This window comes from Kitasatospora azatica KCTC 9699 (assembly GCF_000744785.1).
Lineage (GTDB): Bacteria > Actinomycetota > Actinomycetes > Streptomycetales > Streptomycetaceae > Kitasatospora > Kitasatospora azatica.
Genome location: NZ_JQMO01000002.1, coordinates 746,543 through 763,335 on the forward strand (window position 1 = coordinate 746,543; position 16,793 = coordinate 763,335).

General features: G+C 72.0%; 19 protein-coding genes. 6 read left to right on the forward strand and 13 right to left on the reverse strand.

What is annotated here, in order from left to right:
* Positions 1–455 precede the first annotated feature (455 nt).
* The 9 genes from BR98_RS03670 to BR98_RS03710 form a co-directional block, all read right to left on the reverse strand.
* Positions 456–815: a zinc ribbon domain-containing protein YjdM gene (locus BR98_RS03670; protein WP_035840009.1), complete on the reverse strand. Its 360-nt coding sequence runs from the start codon at positions 813–815 to the stop codon at positions 456–458.
* A gap of 199 nt (positions 816–1,014) precedes the next feature.
* Positions 1,015–1,845 carry a malonate decarboxylase holo-ACP synthase gene (locus BR98_RS35970; RefSeq protein WP_051969264.1) on the reverse strand — a complete coding sequence of 277 codons (831 nt, stop codon included), beginning with the start codon at positions 1,843–1,845 and terminating at the stop codon, positions 1,015–1,017.
* Positions 1,846–2,000: 155 nt separating this feature from the next.
* A complete protein-coding gene (locus BR98_RS03680; RefSeq protein WP_051969265.1) occupies positions 2,001–3,500 on the reverse strand; it encodes a hydrogenase large subunit in 1,500 nt (499 codons plus the stop codon).
* 4 nt (positions 3,501–3,504) lie between these two features.
* Positions 3,505–5,004 (reverse strand): proton-conducting transporter transmembrane domain-containing protein, encoded by a 1,500-nt coding sequence (locus BR98_RS03685; RefSeq protein WP_035840012.1) that lies wholly within the window; start codon positions 5,002–5,004, stop codon positions 3,505–3,507.
* Positions 5,004–5,663 carry a hypothetical protein gene (locus BR98_RS03690; protein ID WP_035840015.1) on the reverse strand — a complete coding sequence of 220 codons (660 nt, stop codon included), beginning with the start codon at positions 5,661–5,663 and terminating at the stop codon, positions 5,004–5,006. Before BR98_RS03690 ends, BR98_RS03685 begins: the two co-directional genes overlap by 1 nt.
* Before the next feature lie 49 nt (positions 5,664–5,712).
* Entirely contained in the window at positions 5,713–6,666 is a 954-nt protein-coding gene (locus BR98_RS03695) for a respiratory chain complex I subunit 1 family protein (RefSeq protein ID WP_035840017.1), read from the reverse strand.
* On the reverse strand, positions 6,663–8,684 hold the full coding sequence (locus tag BR98_RS03700; protein ID WP_035840018.1) for a proton-conducting transporter transmembrane domain-containing protein: 2,022 nt from the start codon (positions 8,682–8,684) through the stop codon (positions 6,663–6,665). The genes BR98_RS03695 and BR98_RS03700 overlap by 4 nt, the downstream gene beginning before the upstream one ends.
* A complete protein-coding gene (locus tag BR98_RS03705) occupies positions 8,681–9,163 on the reverse strand; it encodes an NADH-quinone oxidoreductase subunit B family protein (protein ID WP_035840020.1) in 483 nt (160 codons plus the stop codon). The genes BR98_RS03700 and BR98_RS03705 overlap by 4 nt, the downstream gene beginning before the upstream one ends.
* Positions 9,164–10,070: 907 nt before the next feature.
* Positions 10,071–10,445, reverse strand: a complete 375-nt coding sequence (locus BR98_RS03710) for a hypothetical protein (protein WP_035842789.1) — start codon at positions 10,443–10,445, stop codon at positions 10,071–10,073.
* A 238-nt stretch (positions 10,446–10,683) separates the two neighbouring features.
* Here BR98_RS03710 and BR98_RS03715 point away from each other — a divergent pair, with 238 nt between their 5' ends.
* On the forward strand, positions 10,684–11,898 hold the full coding sequence (locus tag BR98_RS03715; RefSeq protein ID WP_035840023.1) for an IS110 family RNA-guided transposase: 1,215 nt from the start codon (positions 10,684–10,686) through the stop codon (positions 11,896–11,898).
* A gap of 276 nt (positions 11,899–12,174) precedes the next feature.
* Positions 12,175–12,369 (forward strand): hypothetical protein, encoded by a 195-nt coding sequence (locus tag BR98_RS03720; protein ID WP_157537358.1) that lies wholly within the window; start codon positions 12,175–12,177, stop codon positions 12,367–12,369.
* A 192-nt stretch (positions 12,370–12,561) separates the two neighbouring features.
* Here BR98_RS03720 and BR98_RS03725 read toward each other — a convergent pair whose 3' ends face one another.
* Positions 12,562–12,933, reverse strand: coding sequence for an ArsR/SmtB family transcription factor (locus tag BR98_RS03725; RefSeq protein WP_035840029.1), 372 nt, complete (start codon positions 12,931–12,933; stop codon positions 12,562–12,564).
* A gap of 156 nt (positions 12,934–13,089) precedes the next feature.
* Positions 13,090–13,431 carry an STAS domain-containing protein gene (locus BR98_RS42245; protein WP_035842791.1) on the reverse strand — a complete coding sequence of 114 codons (342 nt, stop codon included), beginning with the start codon at positions 13,429–13,431 and terminating at the stop codon, positions 13,090–13,092.
* A 367-nt stretch (positions 13,432–13,798) separates the two neighbouring features.
* On the opposite strand from BR98_RS42245, the gene BR98_RS03735 reads away from it, so the two are divergent.
* On the forward strand, positions 13,799–13,996 hold the full coding sequence (locus tag BR98_RS03735) for a hypothetical protein (protein WP_035840031.1): 198 nt from the start codon (positions 13,799–13,801) through the stop codon (positions 13,994–13,996).
* A gap of 100 nt (positions 13,997–14,096) precedes the next feature.
* Entirely contained in the window at positions 14,097–14,531 is a 435-nt protein-coding gene (locus BR98_RS03740; RefSeq protein WP_051969267.1) for a pyridoxamine 5'-phosphate oxidase family protein, read from the forward strand.
* Positions 14,532–14,665: 134 nt separating this feature from the next.
* On the opposite strand, the gene BR98_RS03745 is transcribed toward BR98_RS03740, so the two are convergent.
* Together BR98_RS03745 and BR98_RS03750 are read right to left on the reverse strand one after the other, a co-directional pair.
* Positions 14,666–15,208, reverse strand: a complete 543-nt coding sequence (locus tag BR98_RS03745; protein WP_232247225.1) for a GNAT family N-acetyltransferase — start codon at positions 15,206–15,208, stop codon at positions 14,666–14,668.
* Positions 15,209–15,408: 200 nt separating this feature from the next.
* Positions 15,409–16,053, reverse strand: coding sequence for a carbonic anhydrase (locus tag BR98_RS03750; RefSeq protein ID WP_051969589.1), 645 nt, complete (start codon positions 16,051–16,053; stop codon positions 15,409–15,411).
* Between the two features lie 161 nt (positions 16,054–16,214).
* Here BR98_RS03750 and BR98_RS03755 point away from each other — a divergent pair, with 161 nt between their 5' ends.
* Both BR98_RS03755 and BR98_RS03760 read left to right on the forward strand, forming a co-directional pair.
* On the forward strand, positions 16,215–16,409 hold the full coding sequence (locus BR98_RS03755) for a hypothetical protein (RefSeq protein WP_035840036.1): 195 nt from the start codon (positions 16,215–16,217) through the stop codon (positions 16,407–16,409).
* A 2-nt stretch (positions 16,410–16,411) separates the two neighbouring features.
* Positions 16,412–16,762, forward strand: coding sequence for an ArsR/SmtB family transcription factor (locus BR98_RS03760; RefSeq protein WP_035840037.1), 351 nt, complete (start codon positions 16,412–16,414; stop codon positions 16,760–16,762).
* Positions 16,763–16,793 lie beyond the last annotated feature (31 nt).

Sequence of the window (16,793 nt, forward strand, 5' to 3'; positions counted from 1 at the left end):
CGCTGCTACCGCTGACGAGCAGGGGCACGAGGCCGCAGATCGCGGTCCACAGGGTGGTGCCGTGAGCGTAGACCGACCGGCCCACGTGCACGGCACCACGCCGGCTGATAAGAAGATCGACAGGGCCGGGCTCAGTCAGTGCGGAGGGCGTCTGCTCGCCAGGATCAAGCGGTGGGCTGACACGGACCAGTCCACAGTGCGGCAGCAATCTGGGTCCAGCCGTGATCGATCCTGGCGTCGTCGCGAGCGCCACGGTCTAGCCGGACCGTTCGAGCGTCCTGCCGCCGGGAAGCAGTAACTGTCTCCCGGCCCCGGCTCCCGGCGACGGAGCGCGGGTCATTCCGTGGACCGCTGCGACGTCCGAAGTGGTGGTCTCCGTCAGGTTCGTGGAGCGCACCAGCCAGCGGACGATGCTGGCTCACTGCCCCGCACGGACGCGAGCGCCGACTCTTGGGTCAGGCCTTCTTGACTACGCTGGACTTGAGCTGCATGGCGCCGAAGCCCTCGATGCGGCAGTCGATGTCGTGGCCGTCGACGCCGTCGATGAGACGGATGTTGCGGACCTTGGTACCGGCCTTGATTCCGGAGGGGCTGCCCTTGACCTTGAGGGCCTTGACGACGGTCACGGTGTCGCCGTCGCTCAGCACATTGCCGACAGCGTCCTTGACCACCCGTTCTCCCGAGGAACTCGCGTCATCGGCGGTGCCCTCGGCGGAAACCCATTCGTTGCCGCACTCCGGGCAGACCATCAGAGCGTTCATCTCATAGGTGTACTCGCTGGAGCACTTCGGGCACGGGGGCAGGTTCTCGCTCATTCGGTCAGAATATCCGACCTCCGGCACGGGCCCGGGCACGTGCGCGGGTGACGACTGTGGGTGATGGCCGCTTTCGCTGTCGCCGCAACCTCCCGGTGGCTTCGGCCCTCAATGCATTTCGCGTCCTGCTGGAGCAGGGTGAAGGTCTGGTCGCCGGGGTGGCGCAATCTGCTCCGCGGGATCGTGTGCGGGCGCGGAATCATTGCGCGCGGATATCGGGGTGCCAGGGGTCGGTGACCGTGCGGGGCCCGTTTTCGGTGTGGAGGGTGAGTATGCGGGTGGAGGCGGCGTATTCGGTGAGGGAGGCGGCGCCGTGGCGGGTCTCGAATTCGGCATCGATCTGGGCCGGGAGCTGGCGCAGGCATTGGCGTAGCTGGGCGGTTTCGTTGCGGCCGAGTGGCTGTGGGGCGCGCAGCAGCACTTGCAGATGGCTGGTGGGGCGGGTGACCGGGGCACCGGAGGCCAGCTCGTAGGCGACTTCGCCGGTTGGGCCCCAGGACAGGCCTTGGCGGGTCATGATCTCGTCGACGGAGGGGAGGACGTGCAGGGCGGGGATCCGGGTGGTGCGTGTGGCGGGCAGGAGGCCGAGGCGGTGGAGGAGGTCTTCGGGGCGCATTACGCGGGCGATGGTGGAGCGCGGGGCGAAGGCGGAGAGCTCTTGGTGGCGCTGGGGTCCGTGGATGGTGACGGGGATCCACTGTTCTGATGCCGGGACGGTGTTGGGAGTGCGGCGGCCCGGCTGGGTCGGGGTGGTGGAGCGGCCGACCAGGATGGGGGATCGGCTGACGGCGACCCAGGGGCGGGCGCGCAGGTGATCGTGAGCCCAGGCGGGCAGTGAGGGCTGCTGTCCGTGGTGGCCGGGGGTGTGGCGCAGGGCGCTGAGGTGGTGAAGGAGGAGGAGGTCGTGGGCGGTGGGTGTCAGTGAGCGGGTCGCGGTTACCGGGCCGACGACGCGAGCGCGTGGCAGCCGCGCGGCGGGTGCGGGGTCGTGGGTGGATCGTTGGCCGGGTCGGGCTGCCGTGGTGCTCACTGCGTTGCTCCTTGCAAGGGTGGTGCGGAGGGCGGGGTTCGTGGGGGTGCTTCGGGAAGGTCGGTCGGACGAGGGGCCTCGGTGTGGGGTTGGTGCTGGGGTGCGGTCGGGTGCCTGGCCGCTTCGGGATCCCGTTCGTCGGCGCGGTGCTGTGGCTACAGGTCGTTGGCGGCGTAGGAGAGGTTGAAGCTCTTATTGGTGAGGGGGAAGTCGGGGACGATGGTGCCGGTGAGGGCGACCGGTAGGGCGGGCCAGTTGAAGAAGGACGGGTCGGCGATCTTGGCGCGGGTCAGGGTGTGGCCGGCGGCGAGTTCGAGGCGGGTGGTGATGGTGCCGCGCCATCCTTCGACGATGCCGACGCCGGAGCGTGGGACGCCTGAGCGGCCCAAGGGGGTGGTGACGGTGCCGGGTTGCAGGCCGTCGGCGAGATGGTCGATCAGGGCGAGGGAGACCTCGATCTCGCGTGCGCGGATGAGGAAGCGGGCGAGGACGTCGCCGCCGGTCTCGACCGCGGTGGTCAGGGTGTCGCCCAGGTCGTGGAAGGGGTGGGAGCGGCGGGCGTCGGTTGCCAGGCCGCTGGCGCGGGCGACGTAGCCGAGGCAGCCGAGGTCGCGGGCGGCGTCGGGGGGCAGGACGGAGGTGCCGGTGAAGCGGTCGCGGACGACGGTGTGGCCCAGGGCGAGGTCGACGATCTCGCGGATGTCGGCGCCGATGGCCTTCAGCTGGGCGGGGTCGGGCAGTGCGCGCAGGACGGCTCCGCCGGGTACGACGCCCCCGCGTAGCAGGCGGTGGCCGGTGATGTGCCGGCCCAGGCGCAGGAGTTGCTCGCGCACGCGTAGGGCGTGGGCGTTGAGGATGGAGTGGCCGACGTCGTTGCACAGGGCGCCGAGGTCGGCGGTGTGGTTGTGCAGGCGCTCCAGTTCCAGGAGCAGTGCGCGGGCTTGCTGGGCTCGGGCGGGGACGTGGGTGTGGGTGGCGTCTTCGAGGGCGAGACAGTAGGCGAGGGTGTGGCCGACGGCGGTGTCGCCGCTGATCCGCTCGGCCAGCGGCACGCCGTGCTCGATGGTCCTGCCTTCGAAGAGTTTCTCGATGCCTTTGTGGACGTACCAGAGGCGGGCTTTGAGTTTGAGGATGGTCTCGCCGACGACGGAGAAGCGGAAGTGTCCGGGTTCGATGATTCCGGCGTGGACGGGGCCGACGGGGATCTCATAGACGCCGGGCCCTTCGACGGTCAGGAACGGGAAGGGGCCTTCGGTGTCGGTGAAGGGTGGTGGGTCGCCGGCATCGGGGCGCATCGGGTACCAGCCTTGTGGCCAGTGGGGGTGGCGGACCAGGCGACGGGGCAGCGGGTGGTCGAGGGGGATGATGCCGTGCAGGTCGCGCATCTCGCGTTCGAAGCGGCCGGCGGGGAAGGAGAGATGGGCGAGGCTGGGCAGTTCGGGGGTTTCGGGGTCGAGGCGGACGTGGAGTTCGGTGCGCAGGTCGGGCGGGCCGGCGGTGAACAGGTAGACGACGCGGATGGCCTTGCCGCCGGGGGCGGTGGCATCGTCGTGGTGGGCGGCGACCAGCGCCAGGCGGTGGCCTGCTGCCAGCAGGTCGGCGGCCAGGCCGGTCAGTTCGGCGGGCTCGGTGTCGATCACGGTGCGCGAGTGCATGGGGTCAGTGGCCTCCGAGGACGGTGGCGGTGGCGTCGGCGAGCAGGCCGGTGAGGGGTCCGAGGCTGATGCCGAGGGCGGCGCAGGCGAGCAGTCCGGCGGCCAGTGGTGCCCAGGTCGAGGCGGTTGTGGCGGCGGGTGGCGGGCTGGGCTGGCCGACGGGCGTGGCGGGGGTAATGCCCAGGAGCATGTGCGCGGTGCGGGTGGTCAGTGCCGCGAACGCGGTGAGGACCAGGACGAGTGCGATGGTCATGGCCCAGCCGAGGCGGGCGGCGAAGGTGCCGCGGGTGATGGCGAGTTCGGAGGCGAAGAGGCTGAACGGGGGCAGGCCGAGCAGGGCGAGGACGGCGAGGCCGAAGGCGGCGCCGAGCGCCGGGGCGCGGGTGAGCAGGGCGCGGACGCGGCCGATGCGGGTGGTGTGCTGCAGGTGCAGGATGTGGCCGGAGGCGCAGAACGCGACGGTCTTGGCGAGCCCGTGGCCGGCGATGTGCAGCAGCGCCGCCGACATGGCGAGGGTGTTGCCGCTGGCGGCGCCGAGGGCGATCAGGCTCATGTGCTCCATGCTGGAGTAGGCGAGCATCCGCTTGTAGTCGCTCTGTCCGAGCAGCAGGGCGGCGGCGACGGCGAGGGTGAGCAGGGCTGTGCCGAGCAGCATGCCTTTGACGAAGGCGGGGCCCAGGGCGGCGTCGGCGATGACCTTGTAGCGCAGGACGGCGGTGAAGGAGACCGCGAGCAGAACTCCTGACATCAGGGCCGAGACGGGGGCGGGGGCCTGGCTGTGGGCGTCGGGGAGCCAGGCCTGGAGGGGGGCGAGGCCGGCCTTGGCGCCGAAGCCGAAGACGACCAGGGCGGTGCCCAGGCGGGTCACGTCGGGGTCGAGGCGGCTCGCGTGGGCGGCGAGGGTGGGCCAGTCGAGGGCGTCGGCCTCGGAGAGGCCGGCCTGGCGGGCGGCGTAGTAGATCAGGACGGTGCCCAGGAAGGCCAGGCCGATGCCGACCGAGCAGATGACCACGTACTTCCAGGCGGCCTCGACGCTGGCGCGGGTGCGCCGGTGGCCGACCAGGAAGGCGGTGACGATGGTGGTGGCCTCGATGGCGACCCACAGCACGCCGAGGTTGGCGGCGAGGACGGCCGTGGCCATGGCGGCGAGGAAGAGGTGGACCAGGACGCCGTAGCGGCGTGCGGCGGACGCGTCGGCGTGCCCGGCCCGCCGTTCGGCCTGGAGGTAGGCGGGGCCCGTGGCGCAGGCGAGCAGCGCGACCGCGCCGATCACCAGGAGGATCCACACCGACAGGGCGTCGGCACGCAGCAGCCGTCCCCAGGCGCTGACGGGCTGCTGGTGAGGGCCGGCGAGGGCGGCGGCGCAGGCGAGCATCGCGGCGGGTGCGGCAAGTCCGGCCCAGGCGGTGACGGTCCGCCAGCCGACCGCTGCGTAAAGGGCGGCAATGGCCAGCGGGGCGACGACGGGGGCGGTGAGCAGAAGGTCGCTGGTGGCAGCGGTCATCAGTCGTGGAGCTCCCTCAGATCGTCGAGGTCGGTGCTGCCGAAGGCGACCTGGATGCGCGCGGTGAGGATCTGCAGGACCAGGACGGCGAACAACAGGTCGAAGGAGACACCGAGTTCGACGATCAGCGGAACGCCGGAGGTGGCGAGGAACGCCACCGCGGTGGTGCCGTTGTCCAGCAGCAGGAAGCCGACCACCTGGGAGACGGCGCGCCGGCGGGTGACCAGGGTGAAGAAGCCGATCAGGACGACGGCCAGCCCGACCGGCAGGGCGCGGGTGGCGGGCGAGGGGGCGAGGCGGATCAGGGGCTGGCAGACAGCGTAGGAAAGCAGGGTCAGGGCGGCGGCGGTCAGCAGAGAGGCGGCGACGTTGACCAGAGGCTGGGTTTCGCGGCTCTCGCCGCTGGCGGCCAGGGCCCGGCGCATCAGGTGCGGCAGCAGCCCGGCGCGCAGTGCGGCGATCAGCGCGGCGACGGCCAGCAGGACCCAGTGGTGCTCGTGGACGGCGAGGATGACGGCGATGGCGGCGAGCGCGACGCCTTGGAGGGCGAAGATCCGCACGATGGCGGCCAGTTCGCGCCGCCACAGGATGAGAACGGCGGCGAGCAGGAAGACGCCGCAAGCCAGGTCCAGCAGCTGGGAGAAGAGGCCGGTGCTCACCTGGGCCCGCCCGGGGCGGATCGGCGGATCGGGGGCATGGGGGTCACGCTCACTTTCCGGTGAGGAAGAAGGAGGCGGAGACGGCGAGCAGGGCGAGCAGGAAGGAGCCGGCGAGCAGTTCGGGCACCTTGAACAGGCGGACCTTGGCCCAGAAGACTTCGGCTGCGGCCAGTGCGGCGGCGAGGAGAGTGACCTTGGTGGCAAACAGGACAAGCGCCACCAGCAGGGCCGCAAGGTGTGTGGTGGTGGCGATGCCCCAGGGGGCGAACAGGGAGGCGAGCAGGCCGAGGAGGACGGTCAGGCGCATCTGCGCGCCGAGTTCGACGAGGGCCAGGTCCGGGCCGGAGTACTCCAGGATCATCGCCTCGTGGATCATCGTCAGTTCCAGGTGGGTGGACGGGTTGTCCACCGGCAGGCGCCCGGTCTCGGCGAGGGTGACCACCGCAAGCGCGAACGCGGCCAGCAGACTGGCCGGGCTGGCGAGGCGGGCGGGGTTGCCTGCGGCGCCGGAGACGATCGTGGTGAGGTTGGTCGATCCGGCGGGGATGGATAGCGCGAACACCGACATGAGGATGGTGGGTTCGACCAGGGCGGCGATGGTCATCTCGCGGGAGGCGCCCATGCCGCCGAACGCGGTGCCGGTGTCCAGGCCGGCGAGCGCGAGGGCGACCGTGCCGAGCGCGAGCAGTGCGACGACCACGATGAGGTCGGCGGAGCCGCTGACGGGTGTGGCGGTGGAGGCGAGGGGGATCAGGGCGGCGACGACGGCGGTGGTGGCGACCAGCAGCAGCGGGGCCGTGCGGAACGCCGGTCCGGCTCCGACCGGGGTGGTGGGCTGTTTGCGCATCAGTTTGCGCAGGTCACGCCACGGCTGGGCGAGTCCGGCTCCGGCGCGTCCCTCCAGGCGGGCGCGGACCTGGCGCATCACGCCCGCCAGCCACGGCGCGCCGGCGATGACGAGTGCGACCTGCGCGGCTGCGGCTGCGGCGCCGAGGGCGTTCACCGGGTCACCGCCAGGGCCACCAGCAGGGTGATCAGGCCGGCGAAGCCGTAGCCGAGGTAGCGGTGCACACTGCCGCCGGCCAGGCGTCGGGCCGCGTGCCCCACGCTGGCGAGCATGGTCAGGACGGGGGTGTAGAGGCGGTGTTCGATCCGGTCGGGGACCTTGCGTTGGAAGCGCACCCGTTCGACGAGGTAGGCGGATTCGCGCACCGGGGTGACGTCGACGTCCTGCTCGGGGGCGAGTACGTCGTCGAAGACGCGCTGCAGCGGCTCGGCGAAGGACGTGGCGGTGTACTGCATGCGGGCGGTGGGCGCACCGGCGCCGCAGTCCCACAGCGCTGCCTGTCGGCGTCGCCGCCCGCGTGCCACCAGCCGGACCGCGGCTGCGGCGGCGAGCACGGTCGCGGTCAGGGAGGCGGCCAGCCAGAGCGGGGACAGCGAGCCGGACAGCTGGTTGAGGTGTAGTTGCAGGTCGGGGGTGGCGAGCTCTGGCCCGGTGGGGAGCCCGGCCGCCTTCTCGGCGCGGGCCAGGGGGGCGGCCAGTGCGCCGGGGACAAGGGCGAGCGTGAGGATGGCGAGGGCGCACAGGCCCATCGCGGCGAGCATGCTGGGCGGGCTCTCGCGGGCCGAGGCGGCTTCGGTGCTGCGCGGGCGGGCGAGGAAGCCGACCCCGAGTGCCTTGACGAAGGTCGCGGCGGCGAGCCCCGCCGCCAGGGCGACGGCCGCCACTGCCAGCGGCAGGGTCACCGACATGGTGACGGAGGGCAGGGCCACGCCGTGGATGAGGGACTGCAGCAGCAGCCATTCGCTGATGAAGCCGTTGCCCGGGGGCAGCGCTACAGCGCCGAGCGCGCCGAGCGCGAACAGGGCGGTCGTCGCGGGCATTCGCGCGCGCAGCCCGCCCAGGGCGTCGAGGTCCCGCAGGCCGGTCGCCCGCAGTACCGAGCCGGCCGCGAGGAACAGCAGTGCCTTGAACGCGGCGTGGTTGACGACGTGCAGCAGGGCGGCGGCCAGTGCGAGGGCGGCCAGTGCCTGCGCTCCGTAGGAGGCGAACAGGCCCGCTGCTCCGAGGCCGATCAGGACCAGGCCCAGGTTCTCGCTGGTGGAGTAGGCCAGCAGGCGCTTGAGGTCGGTGGCCACCGCCGCCTGCAGGATGCCGTACACGGCGGAGAGCGCGCCTACCGTGAGCGTGAGCAGCCACCACCAGCGGGCACCGCCGCCCAGCAGGTCGAAGCCCACGCGGACGATGCCGTACACCCCCAGGTTGACCATCGCGGCGCTCATCAGCGCCGACACGTGACTGGGCGCCTCCGGGTGGGCCCGGGGCAGCCAGGCGTGCAGCGGCACCATCCCGGCCTTGGACGCGAACGCGGCCAGCGCCAGCCCGAAGACCGTCCCGCGCACCGCCGGCGAGAGGAGGTGGGCGCCCGACCGCAGCGCGGCGAACGTCTCGCCCCCGGCATCGGTGGCGAACAGCACCAGGGCGATCAGGAGGGCCACCAGGCCCAGATGCGTCATCACGGCGTACCAGACGCCGGCCTCGCGCACCGAGGCCCGCAGCCGGTACTCGGCCACGACCAGCAGCAGCGAGGAGGCGGCCATCAGCTCCCACAGCAGCAGGAACGTGGAGACGCTCGCCGCAACCGGAACCATCACCAGCGTCCACGCGAACAGCGGCAGCACCGCCTGCACGCCCCGCCTGTCCAGACCGTGTCCCGCGTAGCCGATCCCGTACAGCGCCACCACGGCCACCACCGCGCCGGCCACGGCCATGAACAGGCCTGACAGGGCGTCGACCGCCAGGTGCACTCCGGCCAGCGGCAGCAGGGCTGGAAGGGTTGCTGACCACCTGCCTCCGGTCAGCGCCGACACCCCGGCCACCAGAGCGGCGGCGCCCACTGCGGCGGTGCACACGCCCACAGCCGCCGGTCGTGCCCGGCGCGGTACGCACACCCCGGCCGCTACCGCGACGCCGGCCAGCATGGACGAGGCCGCCAGCGCCGGTCCAAGGACGCTCACCGGCCGGTCACGGTGCGCAGCGCCGCCACGATCGCGGCCGGCTCGGGCGGGCAGCCCGGCACCACCAGGTCCACCGGCACCACACTGTCCACCGCGCCGTGCACCCCGTAGCCCCCGGCGAACGCGCCGCAGTCGATCGCGCAGTCGCCGACTGCGACCACCAGGCGCGGCTCGGGTGTGGCCTCGTAGGTGCGGCGCAGCGGCTCGGCCATGTTGCGCGTCACCGGGCCGGTCACCAGCAGCACGTCCGCGTGCCGGGGCGAGGCCACCAGGCGCGCCCCGTACCGCTCGGCGTCGTACACCGGGCCGAACGCGCCGCCGATCTCGATCTCGCACCCGTTGCAGGACCCCGCGTCCACGCACCGCACCTGCACCGAGCCGCCCAGCTCGCGGGCGGCCGATGGGGGCTCCTGGCTCGGGAGCGGCGGAGCCGGCTCGGCCACCCGGCCTGTGGCGCGGATCTTTCGCAGCAGGCTCATCACGTACCCCTATGCGTCAGCGAAGCTTTCCATGGCGGGAGTTGAGAGCGGCCACCGCGCGCCGACCCCTGGCAAGGGTGAGCGCGGCGTGCGGTGGCCGCCGCCTGGTGCCGGGCCACGGCGGCCCGGGACGTGCCGGCAGGCGCTGCCCGCACAGCGCCCCGCGTCCGGCCGGGTGCTGGCGAAGAGTAGATCGCCGGGGTGCGGTGGCGTGTTCATCACGGCCGTTGCCCGGGGCCGCTGTCGCGGATCCGGCCGCCTTGCGCAGAGCAGCCCAGCCACGTCCACCTCTCACTCGCCGAGCGGGGAGCCGCCCGTCGCACCCCATGATCCGGGGCGCGGCACAGCGAAGTCATCAATTGCCAAGATTAGCAACTACGAGTGATCGCAGAGGCTCAACGCGCATCTGTACCTCAGCGGCGGGGACCTTCGTCCGAGGGGCGAGCGGATCGCCGCCGCCGAGGAGCAGGCCCGCTACCGCCTGCCGCTGCGCGCGTGGGTGGGCACACCAGGCGAGCACCTGCTGCGTATCCGCTGCGAGAGCGTCACCGGCCGGCGCCTCACGCGCACCAGGCGCCGACAACCCCACCCGCGCGGCCCCACGGGCGGCGCCCCGCACAAGGAGCCCGGCACACCCATGCACTCCCACCAGTTCTGCCCGCGCCCGCTGCCGGGCGGCCCCCGGTGATCCCCTGGTACGGGCTGCTGGGCCCCGCCTACAGCCTGCGGGCCCACATCCCGCCCGAGGCCGCCCGCGCGCTGGGCGCGGCCCTGCACAACGCGCCCGGCAGAATCGTCCTCACCCCGCAGGACATAGACCCCGTCACCGGCCTGCACCCTGGCCCTGGCCCTCACCCCGGCTGCCCCGACCGGCTTCTGAGCCCGGCCCGCTCCCGGCGGGCCGGGCTCACACCTCCAGCTCGGCCTCGACGCGCCGCACCAGGTGGCGGGCCATCGCCAGGTTCGCGCGGGCGCGGTCCAGGACCAGGTAGAGGTACAGCCCCTGCCCGCCCGCCCCGGTCAGCGGGCGGATCAGGTGGTACTGGTTCGTCAGCGTGGTCAGGATGTCCTCCAGTGCCTCGCCGTGCAGGCCCAGCGCCCCCAGGGCACGCTGCTGGGCGCGCACCAGGTCGGTGCTGCCGGCGGCCGCCAGTGCCAGGTCCAGCCCCGCCGCGGCTCCCAACGTGCCCAGGGCCATTCCGCTGCCGGCGTCGACCAGGGCCACGCCCAGCGCGCCGTCGATGGCCATGGCTTCCTTGAGCGCGGTCTCGGTGGTGGCCATGCTGTCCATACCTTTCATCGTGGGTTGATTCGGATCACTCGTAAGATCGGGACGCCCAGGGGTCCCTGGTGTGGCTTCCATGCTGTTGCCGCTGATGTGGCTTAGGAGGATTGGCCGCCGGGACCCCGCGACGACTCGGCCGCTGATTGGGATGCGCGGAACAAGATCGCTCGTATGGACACGTCGGCGAGGTCGTCTGCTGGGACCGTGAACACGCACGTCGAGCGAGGAGGACCGGGTGCCCGAACTGTGGGCCGGGACAGATGCGGGTAAGGGCGAGCACCACTGCACGGCGATCGACACGGACGGGAACAAGGTCCTCTCCCGGCGGGTGCCGAACAACGAGCCAGAACTGCTCGAACTGCTCGGCGACGTCCTGGAGTTGGCCGACGGAGGCCCCGTTACCTGGGCGGTCGACCTCAACTCCGGCGGCGCCGCCCTGTTGATCGCCCTCCTGGTCAGCCACGAGCAGAAGCTGCTCTACATCCCCGGCCGGACCGTGCACCACGCCTCGGCCGCCTACCGGGGCAGCGGGAAGACGGACGCGAAGGACGCCTTCGTCATCGCCGACACCGCCCGCATGCGGCGTGATCTGCAGCCGCTGACCGAGACGAGCGAGATCGCGGTGGACCTGCGGATCATGACGGCCCGCCGTATGGACCTGTCGGCCGACCGCACCCGCGCCATCAACCGGCTCCGCGCCCAGCTGCTGGAGTACTTCCCCGCCCTTGAGCGGGCGTTCGACTACAGCACCTCCAAGACCGCGCTCATCCTGCTGACCGGCTACCAGACGCCCTCCGCGCTGCGGCGGATCGGCCGGGCCCGGCTGACGACCTGGCTCAAGAACCACGGCGTCCGCACCGTCACCAACGCCAAGAGCGCCGCTAACACCGCGCTCACCGCCGCCGAGGCCCAGCACACCGTCGTGCCCGGTGAGAAGACCGCCGCCAGGATGGTCCGCACCCTTGCCATGGAGGTGATGGCCCTCGATGAGGAGATCGACCAGCTCAACACCCTCATCGAGGAACGGTTTCGCGAGCACCCCGACGCCGCAGTGATCACCAGCATGCCCGGCATCGGCGACACGCTCGGAGCCGAGTTCATCGCCGCCACGGGCGGCGACATGGCCGCCTTCGGCAGCCCCGACCGGCTCGCCGGCGTCGCCGGTCTCGCCCCGGTTCCCCGCGATTCGGGCAAGATCAGCGGCAACCTGCAACGCCCTCGCCGCTACAGCCGGCGCCTGCTGCGGATGTGCTACCTCGCCGCCCAGGCCGCCGCAATCCACTGTCCCGAGTCTCGGCGCTTCTACCAACGCAAACGGGCTGAGGGGAAGTCCCACAAGCAAGCCGTGCTGGCCCTGGCCCGCCGTCGTCTCAATGTGCTCTGGGCCCTCATACGCGACCACCGCACCTTCGAGACAGCCGCTGACCGGCAAGCAACTGCCGCAGCCTGATGCAGTCACCTGGAGTCACCACTCCGGCTTGACAACATCATTGGGAATCCTCCTGATGCTCGCTCTGCCCGGCCGGGCCTGGTTGATCGGCCCTGGCCCCGAGCGTAAAGAGACCGATCCCCCAGCCGGGGCGATGATCAGAACCGACCGAAGAAGAGCGGGCCCGACCGGTTTCAGCACATGCAAATCTATGCGCTTGAAGAACTCTTCACATGCGCGGATACTGGGGGCCCGCGCTCCACCCGGTGGCGCGAGAGGCGGCATGGGAGGACGACGTTGACTCACATGTTCGACCAGGAGCTGCGCGAGCAGCTCGCGCAGGCCCGCCAGGCGTTGGCCGAGGCCCGCAAGGCCGGGGACGAGGACGGCGCGCAGGCATACGCCGGGCGCGTCGCCGGGCTCCTGCATCTCGCCGCCCACCATGGCATTCAGCTCCCGCACCTCGCCGAGGAAGAACTGGGCGAGAGCTGAGCCCAGCCGGTCCCGCCCCCAGGTGGAGAACCCGGCGGCGGGCACCGCCGTCGTCGGCGCATCCGCGACGGCCGGGCCCGCGCGGCACGCCGAGCCGGTTCTGCGCACGCCGACACACTTCGGCGCCCCGCTGCCTCACGGTCGGCCGCCCCCGTCTCGCGGGCCCCGCGGGTCCGCTCGACTGGCGCACCCTCAGCGCGTTGTGGGCCGGGGGGAATCCGCACCCGTGGCGGCTGGTGTGGTGGCGCGCAGATCGTGAAGGAGTTCTGCCTGGCCGGCCAGCACGCCGCCGAGAATGGCGCGGGCGACCTGGAGGAGGTCGCCGACCTGGGGGCTGGTGACGCTGTAGTAGATCGCGGACCCCTCCCTGCGGGTGGTCACGAGCTTGGCGCGACGCAGGACCGCGAGCTGCTGCGACAGGTGGGCGGGCTCGACGCCGACCTCGGGAAGCATCTCGGAGACCGCGCGCTCGCCTTCGCTGAGCAGCTCCAGGACCCGGATGCGGATCGGGTGACTCAGAGTTTTGAAGAACTCGGCCTTGAGCTGGTAGAGAGGCGCGCTCACCGCAACCGCCTCCCGGGGGCCCGGGCCGTCCGGCGCAGGGTGTGTGGCATCGTCGTTCACGTGGTCACCGTCTCGGTTCGACCCTCAAAAAGCGAAAGATTATTAATTCTCAACTTTAGCAATTGCGTGCCGCCGTCGATATCGGCGGAACCGCGCTCAGCGGGCGGCGACGGCCGCAAGCGCGCTGTCCAGGTCCGGGTAGACGCGGACGAGGGCCAGCGCGTCACCGGCGAGCAGCAGCGGGGCGTGGCGGTCGCCCAGGCCGCACACGGCCAGCGGGGCGCGGTGGGCGGCCAGCAGACCGGCCGCGTCCATGATCGCGGCCTCGCCCTCGCGGCTCCAGCCGACCAGTGCGGACATGTCAACCACGATCGCACCGGCGCACCGGGAGCAGGCCCATCCCACAGCCCCCTCGAAGCGGTGGGTGACGTGGTCACCGAGAAAGCCGGACAGGTGAAGTACTCCGGTGCCGTCCCGTTCCTCGAAGTGCCACTGCATGGTGACCACCGCCTTGTCGTGTGTCGGTAGGGCACCGGATCCGAAGTCGGACCCGGCACGTCAGCACCGGTGCGCGGGAGCCGGGGATGCCCGCGTCGTTGGCGGCGCCCGCCTGCGCCCGGTACGCGGCGGCGGCACCCACTGCCGCCCACCGGGCGTGAGACGAGCACCGCTGGGCCGTCACGCATCCCCGACTCCTTTCACTCCCTCGCAGTTGCCAACCTTAGCAACTGCTAAGGTCGTCATGTGGTGGTCGCCTGGAACCGACGCCGGGGCGGCCACCCGAACACCTTGACCGCACGTGCGCCGTCGTCCCGCGGCGGCAGGCGGGCACTCCGGCGCCTGCGGGTACACACGGGAGTCACTGATGGACCAGGAGTTCGCGGGCGTGTTGCGCCGCCGCGCGGCCGAACTGCGGCAGGCGAGAACGGCCGCCGCCGAACGGGGCGACGAATGGAAGCTGGCCGTGCACACGGTGGATCTCGAAGAGCTGCAGTACCTCGCGCTCAGGGACGGCATCGACATCTCGCCCGCAACCTCGCCGCTCGCACTGGCCCCGAGCTGATGGGGCCGATCGACCGGCCCGCCGGCGCATTCGACGCCGAGATCCCCACCGGGCGCACCCGGCTGACGTCCCGGCGTCGCCGCACCTGCGCAGTGCGCGCGTGAGCGCCGACCGGGGAGCCGGCCGCGCCCTGCCCCAGCTGGTCCCCCTGTCCGACGGCGGTGCCCTGCCGCTGCTCGCCACCAGCGACGCCGGACGGCTGGTCCGCAGCGACGACCGCCCGCCCGCCGTGTTCCCACTGCGCCACCTCGTCGAGGACGGGCAGCTCATCCTGCGGGTGCGGTTGCTGCCGGTCCTGTCCGGCCCGCCCGCCTATCCGGCCAGGCTCACCTACCAGGCCGACCGGATCGACCCCGAGGACCACACGGGCTGGATGGTGATCGTCACAGGCCCCGCCGAGCAGATCACCGACCCCGACCACCAGATGCGCTTCCGCCTGACCATGCGCGCCTGGCCCGACGAGCACACCGAGCACCTGCTGCGCCTGCGGCCCGAGACCATCACGGGCTACCGCCTCACCCGCTCCCGTTCCTGACCGGCCTGCGGATCGCGCCGGTGCCGGCCGCTGCCCTGAGCCGGGCACAGGCTGGTGCCGGGAGGTGAGGTACGACGCGTGCCTGCGCGGCTTTCAGCCCGAACCCGCTCTGCCCATCCTTCTCGCGCACCCCACTACACGTCGCCCTGGATCAGGGCATGCAGATGCTGGTCGTGCCATCCGTCCACATGCAGCAGCGCGCTGCGCTGGGTGCCTTCGAACGAGTACCCGGCCTTGAGCGCCACCCGGCATGAGGCCGGGTTCTCCACCGCGTGGCACAGTCGCAGCCGGTGCAAGCCGAGATCGTCAAGCGCCCACCGGCTGACACGCTTGGTGGCCTCGGCGACGACACCCCCACCACGTGCTGCGGCCAGCACCCAGTAAAGGATCTCGGCGTTGCCATGGACGAGGTCGATGTCGCCCCATCCGATCAGGCCGAGGGCCCCGCCGCCCGGTCGGGCGATGGCCCATATCGCACCCTGCTCGGCCCTCCAGCGCTCGTGCATGCGCTCGATGCGCTTACACGCATCCTCCAGCGACCCCACACTCAGGAGGTTCCAAAGCCGAATCGCCGGATCCTGGGCCGCAGCAACCAGGACCTCGGCGTCGCTGAGGTGCCAGGGCCGCAGCTCCAGCCCGTTGGGAAGTTCGAGCACCGGCTGTTCGGTCTGAGCCATCCGACCTGCGGGAACGACGGGAGGCACGGGCAAGCTTGAGATCATCACGGCATCGTTGCACAGCCCGCAGGGCACGAAAACCAGATATCGCCGGCGCTGAGACGCCCGCGCAAGTCCCCCGCCCACCCAAGCTAAGCGGGGCTCGTCTGCCGCCGCGCGAGCCGCCAGCGCCGGTGCGGGGCTTGGCGCACTTCGGGGCGTCAGCGGGAGATGGCGACCGCGCCGGTGTCGAGCGAGTAGTAGCCGCCCACGATCTCCAGCGCGCCCGCGGCCAGCAGCGGACGCAGCAGCCGGTCGGTGCGCAGGCGGGTGACGGTCTGCCGGGTCTGAGCGCGGACGGTCGCCTCGATGAGCTGCTCGGGCGCCGGGCCCTGCCCCAGCGCCTCCTCGTAGGCCGGGCGGAGGTCCTCGGTCACGTCCGCCAGATGGCCGGGCGGCGCATCGCCGCTGCGGAAGGCCTGGACGGCGGCGCTCACGGCACCGCAGCGCTGGTGACCCAGGACCACCAGGAGGCGGGTAGCCAGCTCGGCGGGGCCGTACTCAAGGCTGCCGGCGACGAGAGAGTCATGGGTGTGGGCCGCGGTACGGACCACCAGGAGGTCGCCGAGCCCCTGGTCGAAGACCAACTCGGGCGGGACGCGGGAGTCGATGCAGGTGAACACCACCGCGACCGGCTCCTGCCGGCGGGCGAGTTCCTCGCGGCGCGGGAGCGAGGCATCGGGGCGGCGGGCCCGGCCGCGCACCCAGTTGTCGTTGCCGGCCCGCAGCCGGTCCAGGGCCTCCTGCGGCGTGCTCGCGCGGGCAGGCGGCGCCGCAGCGTTCGAGACCAGGGACAGCGCGGCCATGGCGCAGGCCGGAACCGCCGGGTGCAACCCGCCTGCGTCCGTGGTCCGAGCTCACGGCCAACTGATGAAGTTGAAGAATTCTTCACATTCATAGATGATGGTGTCCTGTACATACTCGGGCGGCAGGCCGGGCCCATGGGCGCCGGCACGGAAGGACGGTCGTGGCAGACGTGTTCGGCGAAGAGCTGCGCGAGCAGTTCGCCCAGGCCCGCCAGGCCCTGGGCGAGGCCAGGACTGCGGGGGACGACGCCGGAGCGCAGGCCTACGGGGGGCGCGTGTCCGCGCTTCGGCGCATCGCGGCGGGGCACGGCATCGAGCTGCCGCACGCATCCGAGGAAGACGAAGGAGACCACTGAGCATGGCCGTCCCCCTCTACCAGGCCAAGGCGGAGTTCTTCCGCACCCTGGGCCACCCCGCCCGCATCCGCGTCCTCGAACTCCTCCAGGACGGCCCGCTGCCCGTGCGCGAACTGCTCGCCCAGATCGACATCGAGGCATCCAGCCTCTCCCAGCAGCTCGCCGTCCTGCGCCGCACCCAGCTGGTGACCGCCACCCGTGAGGGCAACACCGTCGTGTACGCGCTCAGCACCCCCGACGTCGCCGAGCTGCTGCTCACCGCGCGCCGCATCCTCACCGAGATGATCACCGACCAGGGCCAGTTGCTCGACGAGCTGCGCGCCGCCACCACCGCCCGCGAGTTGCCCGCGTGAGCGCCGCACACGCCACCGCCGCCCGTCGCGC